Genomic DNA, 12844 nt, shown 5'->3' with positions numbered 1-12844 from the left:
GCGCCGCGGTCGCGGCCGGTGCCCTGCGCGCGCACGAGCAGGCCCGCGCAGCCCAGGCCGACGCCGAGCGCGAGGTGGCGGCGGTGTGCGCGGCGGCCGGGGACGGCCCGGACGCCGACCTCGTCGAGCTCGACCTCCCGGCCGTCCGGGAGGCCGTCGCCGAGCTCACCGGTGAACGGGGCGGCCTCACCGAGCTCCTCGCGCTCGAGGCCGGCCTGGAGTCGCGGACGGAGGCGCTGGCGCGGGAGGAGGCCGCCCTGGCCGAGCGGCGCACCGCACTCGCCGAGGTCCGCTCCGGGCTCGCCGCCCGGCCCCAACAGCGCGAGCGGCTCGCCACCGCGCTGGAACGTATCCAGCGCGAGGCGCTCAGCGTCCCCGCGGCCGAGGCACGGGTGACCACCTGCCGTGCCGTGCGCGATGCCGCGGCGCAGGTCGCGCAGCTCACCACCGAGCGTGACGGTGCGGAGCGGGCGGTGCGGGCAGCGCGGGACGCCGCGCTGGCCGCCTCGGACGCGGAGCACGCCGTGCGTGGCCGGTGGATCCGCGGGATGGCGGGCAGTCTCGCCGCCGAGCTGCGCCCCGGTGAGCCGTGCGCCGTCTGCGGCGGCACCGAGCACCCGGCACCCGCTGCACTGTCCCCCGAGCACGCCACCGCGCAGGAGGTGGAGGCAGCGGCCGAGCAGCGACAGCGTGCCGAGGCCGCTCTCTCCGCCGCGCGGGAGGAGCAGGCCCAGGTCGAGGCCCGGCTGCGCGCGGCCGAGGACGCCGCCGGGGGCACCGACCTGGCCGCTGCCACGGCCGCGCTCGCCGCCGCCGAGCAGGACCTCGACGACGCCCGCGACGCCGTCCGCCTGGCGGAGCTGCGCCGCACCGAGCTCGCCGCGTTCGACGCCGAGACCGACCGCCTCCGCGACGAGGTCGGCGCCGAGGAGAGCGCCCTCGCCGTCGCCGAGGAGCATCTGCGGGGCCTCCGCGCGTCGCTCGACGGCGACCGGGAGCGCTGCCGCCGCGCCGCCGGCGACGCCCCGTCGGTGCGTGAGCGGGTCCACCGGCTCGAGACCCGGCTGGAGGTGGCGCAGCGGATCGTGCGGGCCCGCGAGGCGCAGCACGAGGCACGTCGCCGCTGCCGCGACACCGAGGCCTCACTCGCCGAGGCGCTGGAGGAGACGGGCTTCGCCGACGCCGACGCCGCCGCTGCCGCGCAGCTGCCCGCCGCCCGGGTGCACGAGCTGGAGAGCGAGCTCGCCGCCTACGACGCCGACACCGCACGCGTCCACGCCGCCCTCGCCGAGCCCGCGCTCGCCTCGCTCACCGGGCAGGAGGAGCCCACCGTCCCGGCGGCCGTCGCCGCCCACCGCGAGTGCCACGATGCGCTCATCGCGGCCACCGAGGAAGCCGGGCGCGCCGCCGACGCCCTGGTGCGGCTGCGGCGGTGCCGTGCCACGCTCATCGACGTGCTGCGTGGGCACCGGACGACCACCGAGCAGGCGGCACCGGTGCTCCGGATGGGTGAGCTCGCCGCGGCCGGTGAGGGCAACGCCCGTTCCACCACGCTGTCCACCTATGTCCTGCTGCGCCGTTTCGAGGACGTCGTGGCTGCCGCGAACGAGCGGCTCAGCGTCATGTCCGACGGCCGGTACTCACTCCACCGCATCGACGAGCGGGAGGGTCGGTCGCGCCGGGCCGGGCTGGGTCTGGCCGTCCACGACCACGTCACCGAGCGCGCCCGCGACCCGCACACGCTCTCCGGCGGGGAGACGTTCTACGTCTCGCTGTGCCTCGCGCTCGGGCTCGCCGACGTCGTCACGAGCGAGGCCGGGGGAATCTCCCTCGACACGCTCTTCGTCGACGAGGGCTTCGGCTCGCTGGACCCCCAGACCCTCGACGGCGTGCTCGGAGAGCTCGGCCGTCTGCAGGCAGGTGGCCGGGCGGTGGGCATCGTCAGCCACGTGAGCGAGCTCAAGGACCGGATCGCCGACCGCATCGAGGTGCGCCGGCTCCCGTCGGGAGAGTCGACGCTCACCGTGCGTGCCTGAGGCCACCGCCCACGCTGCGTGCGTGCTCGGTCTGCCGACGTGACGCGTGCCTGGCCCGGCCGCGGCACCGGCGTCGTCGACCGCCGCGGCCCCCTGACCCGGGCCCACGTGTCGAGCGGGTCGCACCAGTAGTCGTGCAGCCTGACGGCACACCGGCTCGACGCCTCCGTCCACGGCCGGACGGCTCGCGCTCACCGGTGCGCCGGCCTCACCCCCGTAGGTCGCGGGCGAGGACCTCGCGTTCGACGACGTCGTACCACAGCAGGTCGTGCTCGGCCGCGCGCTCGACCGCCTCGTCGTCCTCCATCGCGGCGGCGACGTCCGACACGGCGTCCGCGCCGTCCACGTGGATGCTCGCCACGTCCCGCCACTGCACGGTGACTCGGACCTCGACAGCGCTGGGCAGCTGGTCGTCACCCGGCTGCCAGGGACGGGAGCGGGTCGGGACGACGACGGCGGAGTCCTCCACGTCGGCAGCGATGACCACCCGCCTCGGGACGGCCGAGGACGATGCCCGCAGGTGGACGATGCTCTCGTCGGCCGCGGCCAGCATGGCGCTCTCCTCCAGGCCCTCGTCGTCCTCGTCGGGCAGGGCGCGGCGCAGCTCGGCGGTCACCGCGTGGCCCCAGCGCGGCGGTACGCCGTCCGGTCGGCTGAGGTCGGCACTCGTGGCCGGCAGGTAGATCCGCATGGGCGCATTGTTCCTCACCGCTCGGCCAGAACCGGTGATCCCGCGCCGGACTTCCTGGTACGCAGTGCGACACGTCCCCGGCGCCGGCGACGGCGTGCGCCGCGGCCTGCCCGCTCCGGGCCCGGGCCGGCGAGCCGGTCGGCGAGCTCGTGGAGCGCGCTGCGAGCACGGCTGCCGGGCGCAACCTCGGCGAGTGTCGCCCCGCGCAGGACCGCACGGTCGAGGGCGGCACGGTCGTCCGGGACGAGCAACGGGTCACTCACCGCCGCGAACCGGGCGAGGGACTCCAGGACGGCCTGCTCCGGGTTCGCGCCCGCGGCGGATGCCCGCACCCGGTTGACGACCACCAGCCGCTGGGCGTGCGGTCGGCACACACCCGACTCGGTGAGCTCCTGCAGCGCGACGACGAGGCGGTGCATCCCGATCGGCTCGGCCGCGCCGACGACGACCACGACATCCGCCGCGGCCAGGGCCGCGATACTCGCCTGGTGCCGTCGCGGCGCCGCCCCGGGCGGCGCTCCTCCGCGGGCCTCGTCGATGCCCGCGCCGACGTCGACGACGGTCCAGTCCGCCACCAGCCGGGCCGACTCCCACACGACGTCGAGGGACGCCGCGGGCAGCTCGCGCCACCGGTCGGGGCGGGTCAGCCCGGTGAGGAGCCGCGGCCCTTTCGCCAGGCCGCGGGTCAGTGCCCGCAGCGCCTCCGCATCGAGGCGGCCGTCCCCGGCCAGACGGGCCGCCGCGGCGATACCGGCGGTCTCGTCGAGGACACCGAGTGTCTGGGTGACGCTGGGTGCCTCGGTGTCGGCGTCGACGAGGAGGGTGGGCCCCCTGCTCGACAGCTCCTGGGCGAGGTTGACCGCCACGGTGGTGCGGCCGGGTGAACCACGCGGTCCCCACACGACGGCCAGTCGCCCCTGACCGACTGCCGGCTTGTCGACCGGACGCTCCCGGCGGACCGGTGCCGGCTCGTCCACGGGTTCGGCCCGCGCCAGCTCCGCCACCGCACCGGCCCACTGCGCGGGACCGGACTCCTCGGTGACCACGGTCGTCGCGCCGAGCGCCCGACAGCGGGGCAGGTCGTCCGCCGGAGCGAGGAGCACGGTACGGACGCCGCCGCCGGTGAGCCGGCCGAGCACCGGGCGATCCAGGCCGGGGAGGTCGGCGGAGAGCACGGCCAGCGTCCCCAGCCCGGCGAGCCCGGCGGCGAGGACCTCGGGCACATCGGCGCAGCGTCGTACCACGCGCATCCCCGTCCCTGGCGCGTCGATGAGCGCGACGAGCTCCGCCTCCTGTGGGTGGGTCAGCGCGAGGAGGACGCCGGTGGTCACGGTCCACCGCCGGGGACCGGGACGACGACGATCTCGCCGTCGCCGGCGAGTGCCGCCAGCACGGTGGGCAGGTCGTCCTGGGTGACAAGGACCTGGACGGCCGAGCCACCTGCCGCCGCGAACAGCGAGTCACCCTCGAGGAGATCCGCCACGACCAGGCCCTCGGCTAGCAGCTGCGGCGGGGCGGAAGCGTCGTCGGGTGCCTGTCCGGGTCGGGTGGGGATGGTGAGCCACAGGTCGACGAGCCCACCCTGGGTGACACCGTTCGGCACGGCGCCGGACAGCGCGACGACCACCGGGCGGAGCGTCACGTCGGCCGCGCTGCCGACCGCCGCGGCGGGTACGAGCTCTCCGGCGCCGACCACCCGGGTCACCACGGCGTCCTCCGCCACCTCGGTGGTGGCCGGCAGGTAGATGTCGGTGAGCCCACCGTCAGGGCGCACCGGACGGGTCTCGAGCTGAGCATCGCCGAGACGGTCGCCGGGGGTCAGAGCCTCGACGGTCGCCAGGACCTCGACCGTCGCGTCCGCCTGCGCCACCGCCCAGCTGCCCAGCGCGACCGAGCCGACGACGAGGAGGATGCCGACCCCCAGGCGAGGGTCGCGCCAGCTGGGCCGCCGTAGTCGTTGCGCGTCGTCGTCGCTCATCGCACTCCCCTCCGCGTGCTTGCCGCCCATGGTGCCCGGTCGGCGGAACGCGTGGGGCGGTTTCTCCACAGGTGTGGTGTTCCGTGGTCCCTGTGCACAGGATGCGGCCCCATCCGCCCGGCCGGTGAGAGACTGGGGACATGGCTCGCTTCCTCACCCTTGCGGACGTCGCCGAGGAGCTGTCGATCTCCGTGGCGCAGGCGCGCTCGCTCGTGCGGTCGGGTGACCTGCCCGCCATTCAGGTCGGTGGCCGAGGCATGTGGCGGGTCGAGGCCGTGGTGCTCGAGGAGTACATCCAGCGGCAGTACGCCCGCACCCGCTCCGCACTCGCCGGTGAGCGGGAGTCCACAGACTGACCGGGTCCGACCCCCTGCCCGGCGCGGCCATCGGCGAGACTCGCCTCCCCCGGCCGGCGAGCCGTCGCCTCCCCCGCCGTCAGGGGGTGAGCACGGCGAGGACGTGTCCCAGCGCCAGGGCCACGCTGCCCGCCCCCGTGTCGAGCTCGACATGGTCCGCCGCGACCCGGGTGATCCGACCTCGGTGGTCGCCCGCCGTCGTCCGGACCACCACCGCGGCCTCCTCTCGCGCCAGCGCGCGCAGCACGTGGGTCAACCGCAGCCGCCGCTCGACCACCGGGGACTCCGGGGCGGCGTGCCCCAGGTTCCGCGCCGCCGCGACGGCGGACACCGGGACGAGAACCCGTCGGCCGGTGTCCGCGACGAGGAGCCACTGGACGGCAGCGTCGAGGACGGTGCCGTGGACGTCACTGCCGTCCGTCAGGCGCAGCGACACGGCCTGCCCGCGGCGCGCGCGCAGCCGGTCGGCGAGCGTGACCTGCGCCTGCTCCGCCTCGGCGAGATCGAGGACCTCCTCGTCCGCGGCAGCACGCAGCTCCTGCGTGAACTGACGCTCGAGGTCGTCAAACAGGGCCTCCCACCGCACCCCGCCCACGCTAGTGCCCCGGAAGGGCCGTGCACGCCCGATCCGTCCACAGGGCGTCATGCCAACGATGGACAGCCGACGGGGACGCGAGTACATATGGACGCCATACGCGATCAACCGACAGCAACCGACATCAAACACCATCAAGGAGAGACATCGATGGTGATGCTCCGCTCCGCCGCCGCGGCGACGTCAGCGTCGCTCGCGGCCTGGCTGCTCGGCGGGTGGGCCCTCCGGCTCGCCGGACGCGGGCTGCTCCGGGTCGACGAGGTCGTCGCGCTGGTCGCGGCGGGCGGCGGTGCGGTGGTGGCCACGTGGTACGCCCTCACCGCGGCCGTGCTCGTCGTCGCGGAGATCGCCGTCCTGAGCCGACGGACGGTGCGCCTGGCCGCCGTGCTCCGCGCCGGGGTCCGTCGTCTCGGACCCCCCGTCCTGCGGCGAGCCGCCGTCGTCGGAGTCGGTGCCGGACTGGCCCTCGGGGTGACACCTGCGAGTGCGGCGCTGCCCGCCTCGCCACCGGCCGGCAGCCTCGCAGCGAGTACGACGAGCACCGACGTGCCGCCGGACGGCGGGTCCCTCGAGGACGCCGTCCCGCTCGACCTGAGGCCCGGGTCCACCGCGTTCCCGGACCCGGAGCCCCCGAGCACCGCGCCGGCCGCCCCACCGGCCGGCCTCGCCGAGCCCCACGACGACCCCACCCGGGCGGCAGGAGCGGCACCCCACAGGCGAGCCGGCGGCGCGCGCGAGGCCGGGCATCCCAGCGACACGCTGCTCCCGAGCCTCGCTGCCTCACCCGCCCCCTGGTCGCTCGACGGCGACCGGTCCCGCGTGCCGCCCTGGTCGGCCGCCGCCCCACCTCCCACCGACGGCGGCATGGCGCCTGGACCCGTCACGCCCCGGCCCGACCCCAGCGGCCCGAGCGACGCACCCGAATCGGGGGTTGGGACCGCAGCCCCCGCCGGGACCTCGGCCCCTCCTCCCGCCTCCGGCCCTGCCTCGGCCGCGCCCGTCCCGCCGACGTCAGGGCAGCAGCCGGCCCCGCCGTCGCCAGGTCCGGCCGACTCCGGAGCCCCCTACGTCGTCCGTCCGGGCGACACCCTCTGGGGCATCGCCGCCGCCCACCTCGGCGCGGACGCCGCCGATGCCGAGATCGCGGCGGATTGGCCGCGCTGGCACTCGACCAACCGCGCCGTCATCGGTGCGGACCCTCACCTCATCCGCCCCGGCCAGGAGCTCCTGGCCCCCGACCGGAAGGACGCACCATGACAGCGACGACGGCGCTCACCCCGGCACCCCGTCGAGTCGAGCACTCCGGCCGCCCACCGGACGCAGGGCCGGGCGGTGGCCGGCCGTGGGACCGAGTGCGGTTCAGCGTGCAGACCCCGGCGGAGGCGGCGGCGCCCGACCCGGACCGCCGTGAGCCGCGTCCTGAGGATCTCGCAGGGCTGCCGCCGGTCGGGCCGTGGGTGGCAACCCTCGCGCGGGCGGCGGTCGAGGTGCTCACCGGCAGCCGCCCCACCGCCCAGCTGGCGCGCTGGCTCAGTGCCGACCTCTACGCCTCGCTCGCCCGACGCGCGGGCCTGGCGGTGCGGATCCTGGGACGGCCGGACCCTGCGCTGTGCGCCCGGGTACGTCGGGTGCGGTGCACCGAGGTGCGCCCCGGCGTACACGAGGCGGCGGTCGTCGTCCACGACGGCGTGCGGATCAGGGCCGCCGCGGTCCGGGTCGAGACACATCGGGGACGGTGGCGCGCGACGGCGCTGGAGATCGGCTGACCGCCGCACGGCACGCAGCCCTCATCGGCCGGGCCGCCACCGGCCTCCCACCCCACGGCGCACGAACGCCGCCGGTGCGCGTGCACCGGCGGCGTTCGCCACCTCCCCCGGACGAGGTCAGCGGCTCAGCAGCTCCGCGAACGACGGGGCGTTGGTGAACTCGTCGCCGGCGTCCCTACGCTCGGGGCGGGCGGCGATCTTGTCGGCGAGCTCCTTGCCGGCGCGGCGGATCCGGTCCGGCAGGGGGTTCACCCGGTCGCCCTCACCGGCCCAGTCGTCGGTGGCGGCGAAGACCGACGTGGTGACGACGTCGGCGTGGAGGTAGGTGAACAGCGGCCGGATCGCGTACTCGGTGGCCAGGGAGTGCCGGGGCGTACCGCCCGTCGCCCCGATGAGCACCGGCATGTCGCCCAGCGAGTCCTTGTCGATGATGTCGACGAAGGACTTGAACAGCCCCGAGTAGCTCGTGGTGAAGATCGGCGTGACGGCGACGAGGCCGTCGGCACCGGTGATCGTGGCGAGCGCCTCGCGGAGGTCACCGGTGGGGAAGCCGGTGAGCATGGCGTTGGTGATCTCGTGGGCGAGGTCCCGCAGTTCGAAGGTGACGACCTCGGCGGTCACGCCCTGCTCGGCGAGCGCACTGGTGGTGGCCTCGGCGAGGCGGTCGGCGAGCAGCCGGGTCGACGACGGCTGGCCCAGGCCGGCCGAGACGACGGCGATGGTTCGCGTGCTCATGTCGTTCTCCTTGCTGTCGTGTCTCAGAGTCCGAACGCGGCGCCGCGCTTGGCACCGGCGGTGGCGGCGGCCGCGGCGTCGTCCTCCGCGGTGCGGCCGGTCCAGCGGTCCTCGCCGGCCACGTGCTGGTCCTGCGCCTTGCCCTCGGCCATCGCCTTGGCGACGCGGTCGGCGTGGCTCGGCGGGTCGGAGGGGACGTGCGCGGGGCGCTTGGACTCGTTCTCCTTGCGCAGCGCGGGGACGATCTCCTCGGCGAGGATGTCGATCTGCTCCAGGACGGTCTTCAGCGGCAGGCCCGCGTGGTCGATGAGGAAGAGCTGGCGCTGGTAGTCACCGACGTGCTCGCGCATCGCGGCGTACCGGTCGATGATCTGCTGCGGCGAGCCGACGGTCAGCGGCGTCTCCCGGGTGAAGTCCTCCATCGAGGGCCCGTGGCCGTAGACCGGGGCGTTGTCGAAGTAGGGGCGGAACTCGTTCCACGCGTCCTGGGAGTTCTTCCGGGCGAAGAACTGGCCGCCGAGGCCGACGATCGCCTGGTCCGCCCGGCCGTGGCCGTAGTGCTCGTAGCGCTGGCGGTAGTAGTGGATCATCCGCTTGGTGTGCTCCATCGGCCAGAAGATGTTGTTGTGGAGGAACCCGTCGCCGTAGTAGGCGGCCTGCTCGGCGATCTCCGGGCTGCGGATGGAGCCGTGCCACACGAACGGCGGGACGCCGTCGAGCGGGCGCGGGGTGGCGGTGAAGCCCTGCAGCGGGGTGCGGAACTTGCCCTGCCAGTCCACGACCTCCTCCTCCCAGAGGCGGCGCAGCAGCGCGTAGTTCTCGATGGCGAGGTTGATGCCCTGGCGGATGTCCTTGCCGAACCAGGGGTAGACCGGACCGGTGTTGCCGCGGCCCATCATGAGGTCCATCCGGCCGTCGCTGATGACCTGGAGCATGGCGTAGTCCTCGGCGATCTTCACCGGGTCGTTGGTGGTGATGAGCGTCGTGGCGGTGGACAGGACGATGTTCTTGGTGCGGCCGGCGAGGTAGCCGAGCATCGTCGTCGGCGACGAGGCGACGAAGGGCGGGTTGTGGTGCTCGCCGGTGGCGAAGACGTCGAGACCGGCCTGGTCGGCGTGCTCGGCGATCTTGAGGATCGCGCGGACGCGCTCGGTGTCATTCGGCGTGTGACCGGTGGTCGGGTCGGTCGTGACGTCGCTGACCGTGAAGATTCCGAACTGCATGTGAGGCAACCCCTCAAGATCGATGCGTTTGCATGTACATGGGGGTCAACCGGCGCCGCTCCCGATCTATTCCGACACGCGTGAGGGCTGCGTCACACCGGGACGGACGTCCCGGTACGGCCGAGCAGGCGACTGCGGCCGGGGCCGGGTCCGGGCAGCGCGAACAGCTCCGGCCTGCGCGGGGTGACTCCGGCCGGCGCTGGGCGAGTCCGGCCGGCGGAGACAGGCCTGACCGGCGGAGACAGTCCGGGCCGGCGGAGGCAGGTCCGGCCGGCGGAGACGGTCCCGGCAGACGGAGACAGGCCCGACCGGCGGAGGCAGGCCCGGCGGCCGCGGACGAGCTGCAGAAAGCGCACGGCGCGCCAGGGTGCTCCTGGCGCGCCGTGCAGGTGGTCGTCGAGCCGTGTGGGGAACCCGGTCGGTGGGCGCTTCTTGCAGCCGTCACCCCACCGGCGGGCACCCGCGTCGGGTCAGCGCCGCTTCTTGGCGGCCTTCGCCGCCCGCCGGCGGGCCTCGCGGTTCCCGCCACTGGCCGCGGCCGCCTGGGCCGCCGCCTCACCGCTGCCCGCGGCCCTGCCCTTGCCGCCCTCGGTGCGGACAGTCGGGCGGGCGTCGCCGTCGGCGGACGGGGCGGAGTAGGTCAGCGCCGTCGGACGCTGCGGCTCCTCCAGGCCGACGATCTGCGGACCGGTGCCGAAGGCGGACGGCGCACCGTCCTGGCGGGCGGCCGTGTCCCGGGCCGCCGCCGCCTCGGCGAGCTTGACCCCGGAGGACCGGTTGGCGGTGACGGACCGCGCACCGGCCCGGCGCCCGGCGGGCTGGGCCCCGGCACCCCCGGCGGTGGCACCGAAGGGGGCCGCTGCCGCGGTCTGGGCGGCCGCTTCCTCCGTCACCCCTGCCGCCGGCCGGCCCTCCGCCGCCTCACCCTCGGCGCCCGGCTGCTGGACCCGGACCTCGAGGTTGAACAGGTACTGGACCGACTCCTCCTTGATGGCCTCGTTCATGGCCTGGAAGAGGTGGTAACCCTCGCGCTGGTACTCCACGAGCGGGTCGCGCTGACCCATCGCGCGCAGCCCGATGCCCTCCTTGAGGTAGTCCATCTCGTAGAGGTGCTCACGCCACTTGCGGTCGAGCACGGACAGGACGACGCGCCGCTCGAGCTGGCGCATGATCTCGGGGGTGAGCTCCTCCTCGCGCCGCTCGTAGGCGAGGTGGATGTCGGAGGTCAGCTCCTCGACGAGCATCTCGGCCGTGACCCGGTTCTGGCCGCCGGCCTCCTCGATGACGTCCTCTGCGGTGATCGACACCGGGTAGATCCGCTTGAGCTCGTTCCACAGGGCGTCGAGGTCCCACTCGTCCGGGTCCGGCGCCTGGGTGTACTCGGCGACGAGGCCCTTGATGACGTCGTCGAGGAAGGACTGGACCTGCTCCTGCAGGTCCTCCCCCTGGAGCACCCGGCGCCGCTCCTCGTAGACGACCTCGCGCTGCCGGTTCATGACGTCGTCGTACTTCAGGACGTTCTTGCGGATCTCGAAGTTGCGGCCCTCGACCTGCGCCTGCGCCGAGGCGATGCCGCGGGAGACCATCTTCGCCTCGAGCGGCATGTCGTCGGGGAACGAGGCGCTGTCCATGACCCGCAGCGCGAGGCCGGAGTTGAACAGCCGCATGAGGTCGTCCTCCATGGACAGGTAGAACCGGGACTCCCCCGGGTCGCCCTGTCGGCCGGAACGGCCCCGCAGCTGGTTGTCGATACGGCGGGCCTCGTGCCGCTCGGTGCCGAGCACGTACAGGCCCCCGAGCGCCACGACCTCGTCGTGCTCGGCGGCCACCGACCGCTTCGCCTCCTCGAGGACCTCGGGCCACACGGCCTCGTACTCCTCGGGGTTCTCCTCCGGGTCGAGGCCGCGCTTGCGCATGTTCTCCACGGCGATGTGCTCGGCGTTGCCACCGAGCATGATGTCGGTACCACGACCGGCCATGTTGGTGGCGACCGTGACGGCGCCCTTGCGGCCGGCCATCGCGACGATCGCCGCCTCACGGGCGTGGTGCTTGGCGTTGAGGACCTCGTGCGGGATGCCCTTGCGCTTGAGCAGCTGGGAGATGAGCTCGGACTTCTCCACGCTCGTGGTGCCGACGAGCACCGGCTGGCCCTTGGCGTGACGCTGGGCGATGTCCTCGACGATCGCCTTGTACTTGGCCTGGGCGTTCTTGTAGATGAGGTCCGGCTGGTCGATGCGCTGCATCGGCTTGTTCGTCGGGATGGGGACGACGCCGATCTTGTAGGTGCTGGAGAACTCGGCGGCCTCGGTCTCGGCCGTACCGGTCATGCCGGAGAGCTTCTCGTAGAGCCGGAAGTAGTTCTGCAGGGTGATCGTGGCCAGCGTCTGGTTCTCGGCCTTGATCGGCACGCCCTCCTTGGCCTCGATGGCCTGGTGCATGCCCTCGCTGTACCGCCGGCCGGCGAGCACACGCCCGGTGTGCTCGTCGACGATGAGGACCTCGCCGTCGGCGACGATGTAGTCCTTGTCGCGCTTGAAGAGCTCCTTGGCCTTGAGCGCGTTGTTGAGGAAGCCGATGAGGGAGGTGTTGAGCGACTCGTAGAGGTTGTCGATGCCGAGGTAGTCCTCGACCTTCTCGATGCCGGGCTCGAGGACGCCGACGTTGCGCTTCTTCTCGTCGACCTCGTAGTCCTCGTCGCGCTTGAGCCGCATCGCGATGCGCGCGAACTCGGCGTACCACTTGTTGGCGTCGCCGGAGGCGGGGCCGGAGATGATGAGCGGGGTGCGCGCCTCGTCGATGAGGATGGAGTCGACCTCGTCGACGATCGCGAAGTGGTGTCCGCGCTGGACGAGCTCGTCGGTCGACCACGCCATGTTGTCGCGCAGGTAGTCGAAGCCGAACTCGTTGTTCGTCCCGTAGGTGATGTCGGCGGCGTACTGCTTGCGGCGTTCGTCGGGCTTCTGCCCGGCCAGGACGACGCCGGTGGTCAGCCCGAGGAACCGGTACACGCGGCCCATGAGCTCGGACTGGTAGCTCGCCAGGTAGTCGTTGACCGTGACGACGTGCACGCCCTTGCCGGTCAGCGCGTTGAGGTAGGCCGGCAGCGTGGCGACGAGGGTCTTGCCCTCACCGGTCTTCATCTCGGCGATGTTGCCCATGTGGAGCGCGGCACCGCCCATGATCTGCACGTCGAAGTGCCGCTGCCCCAGCGTCCGCTTGGCCGCCTCCCGAACGGTGGCGAAGGCCTCGGGGAGGAGGTCGTCGAGGGTCTCACCGGCAGCGAGACGCTGCTTGAACTTGTCGGTCTCGGCACGGAGCTCGGCGTCCGACAGGGCGCTGATGCTCTCCTCCAGCGCATTGACCTGGTCGGTGATGGCGGACAGCTGCTTGAGCACCCGGCCCTCGCCCATGCGCAAGATCTTGCTGAGGATTCGCACGCGGTTCTACTCCCCGGTTCGACTGAC

At 73.8% G+C, this 12844-nt stretch carries 11 protein-coding genes; 4 read left to right on the top strand and 7 right to left on the bottom strand.

Going from position 1 to position 12844, the window contains the following annotated elements; translation table 11 throughout:
* A partial coding sequence (locus Q0195_RS14765) for an SbcC/MukB-like Walker B domain-containing protein (RefSeq protein ID WP_299279884.1) occupies positions 1 to 2036 on the top strand: 2036 nt, incomplete at its 5' end.
* 208 nt (positions 2037 to 2244) lie between these two features.
* Here the strand turns inward: Q0195_RS14765 and Q0195_RS14760 are convergent.
* The 3 genes from Q0195_RS14760 to Q0195_RS14750 are packed head-to-tail and all read right to left on the bottom strand — an operon-like array spanning position 2245 to position 4705.
* Positions 2245 to 2727 carry a hypothetical protein gene (locus tag Q0195_RS14760; protein WP_299279882.1) on the bottom strand — a complete coding sequence of 161 codons (483 nt, stop codon included), beginning with the start codon at positions 2725 to 2727 and terminating at the stop codon, positions 2245 to 2247.
* Positions 2728 to 2741: 14 nt separating this feature from the next.
* On the bottom strand, positions 2742 to 4058 hold the full coding sequence (locus tag Q0195_RS14755) for a hypothetical protein (RefSeq protein ID WP_299279880.1): 1317 nt from the start codon (positions 4056 to 4058) through the stop codon (positions 2742 to 2744).
* Complete coding sequence (locus Q0195_RS14750) at positions 4055 to 4705, bottom strand: hypothetical protein (protein ID WP_299279878.1); 651 nt, start codon at positions 4703 to 4705, stop codon at positions 4055 to 4057. Before Q0195_RS14750 ends, Q0195_RS14755 begins: the two co-directional genes overlap by 4 nt.
* A gap of 140 nt (positions 4706 to 4845) precedes the next feature.
* Between Q0195_RS14750 and Q0195_RS14745 the strand changes: the two genes are divergently transcribed.
* Complete coding sequence (locus Q0195_RS14745; protein ID WP_299279876.1) at positions 4846 to 5061, top strand: helix-turn-helix domain-containing protein; 216 nt, start codon at positions 4846 to 4848, stop codon at positions 5059 to 5061.
* Between the two features lie 79 nt (positions 5062 to 5140).
* On the opposite strand, the gene Q0195_RS14740 is transcribed toward Q0195_RS14745, so the two are convergent.
* Entirely contained in the window at positions 5141 to 5647 is a 507-nt protein-coding gene (locus Q0195_RS14740; RefSeq protein ID WP_299279874.1) for a hypothetical protein, read from the bottom strand.
* A gap of 159 nt (positions 5648 to 5806) precedes the next feature.
* On the opposite strand from Q0195_RS14740, the gene Q0195_RS14735 reads away from it, so the two are divergent.
* Together Q0195_RS14735 and Q0195_RS14730 are read left to right on the top strand one after the other, a co-directional pair.
* The gene (locus tag Q0195_RS14735) at positions 5807 to 6913 is read left to right on the top strand and encodes a LysM peptidoglycan-binding domain-containing protein (RefSeq protein ID WP_299279872.1); all 1107 of its coding nucleotides are present in this window, start codon (positions 5807 to 5809) and stop codon (positions 6911 to 6913) included.
* Complete coding sequence (locus tag Q0195_RS14730) at positions 6910 to 7422, top strand: Rv3235 family protein (RefSeq protein ID WP_299279870.1); 513 nt, start codon at positions 6910 to 6912, stop codon at positions 7420 to 7422. The genes Q0195_RS14735 and Q0195_RS14730 overlap by 4 nt, the downstream gene beginning before the upstream one ends.
* Before the next feature lie 117 nt (positions 7423 to 7539).
* On the opposite strand, the gene Q0195_RS14725 is transcribed toward Q0195_RS14730, so the two are convergent.
* The 3 genes from Q0195_RS14725 to secA all read right to left on the bottom strand — a co-directional run bounded on the left by Q0195_RS14725 (position 7540) and on the right by secA (position 12790).
* The gene (locus Q0195_RS14725) at positions 7540 to 8157 is read right to left on the bottom strand and encodes an FMN reductase (protein ID WP_299279868.1); all 618 of its coding nucleotides are present in this window, start codon (positions 8155 to 8157) and stop codon (positions 7540 to 7542) included.
* Between the two features lie 23 nt (positions 8158 to 8180).
* Entirely contained in the window at positions 8181 to 9380 is a 1200-nt protein-coding gene (locus Q0195_RS14720; protein ID WP_299279866.1) for an LLM class flavin-dependent oxidoreductase, read from the bottom strand.
* Between the two features lie 470 nt (positions 9381 to 9850).
* Positions 9851 to 12790, bottom strand: a complete 2940-nt coding sequence (secA, locus tag Q0195_RS14715; protein ID WP_299279886.1) for a preprotein translocase subunit SecA — start codon at positions 12788 to 12790, stop codon at positions 9851 to 9853.
* Positions 12791 to 12844 lie beyond the last annotated feature (54 nt).

It is taken from the genome of uncultured Georgenia sp., assembly GCF_937958535.1.
Taxonomy (GTDB): Bacteria; Actinomycetota; Actinomycetes; order Actinomycetales; family Actinomycetaceae; genus Oceanitalea.
Note: the sequence above shows the minus strand (reverse complement) of the source record. Positions and strands in the feature narration are given on the sequence as shown.

Excerpts from the sequence above, each read along its gene's own strand:
- Q0195_RS14750 (WP_299279878.1), bottom strand. The coding sequence starts at position 4,705 with ATGAGCGACGACGACGCGCAACGACTACGGCGGCCCAGCTGGCGCGAC.
- Q0195_RS14730 (WP_299279870.1), top strand. The coding sequence starts at position 6,910 with ATGACAGCGACGACGGCGCTCACCCCGGCACCCCGTCGAGTCGAGCAC.
- secA (WP_299279886.1), bottom strand. The coding sequence starts at position 12,790 with ATGGGCGAGGGCCGGGTGCTCAAGCAGCTGTCCGCCATCACCGACCAG.
- Q0195_RS14720 (WP_299279866.1), bottom strand. The coding sequence starts at position 9,380 with ATGCAGTTCGGAATCTTCACGGTCAGCGACGTCACGACCGACCCGACC.
- Q0195_RS14760 (WP_299279882.1), bottom strand. The coding sequence starts at position 2,727 with ATGCGGATCTACCTGCCGGCCACGAGTGCCGACCTCAGCCGACCGGAC.
- Q0195_RS14745 (WP_299279876.1), top strand. The coding sequence starts at position 4,846 with ATGGCTCGCTTCCTCACCCTTGCGGACGTCGCCGAGGAGCTGTCGATC.
- Q0195_RS14735 (WP_299279872.1), top strand. The coding sequence starts at position 5,807 with ATGGTGATGCTCCGCTCCGCCGCCGCGGCGACGTCAGCGTCGCTCGCG.
- Q0195_RS14725 (WP_299279868.1), bottom strand. The coding sequence starts at position 8,157 with ATGAGCACGCGAACCATCGCCGTCGTCTCGGCCGGCCTGGGCCAGCCG.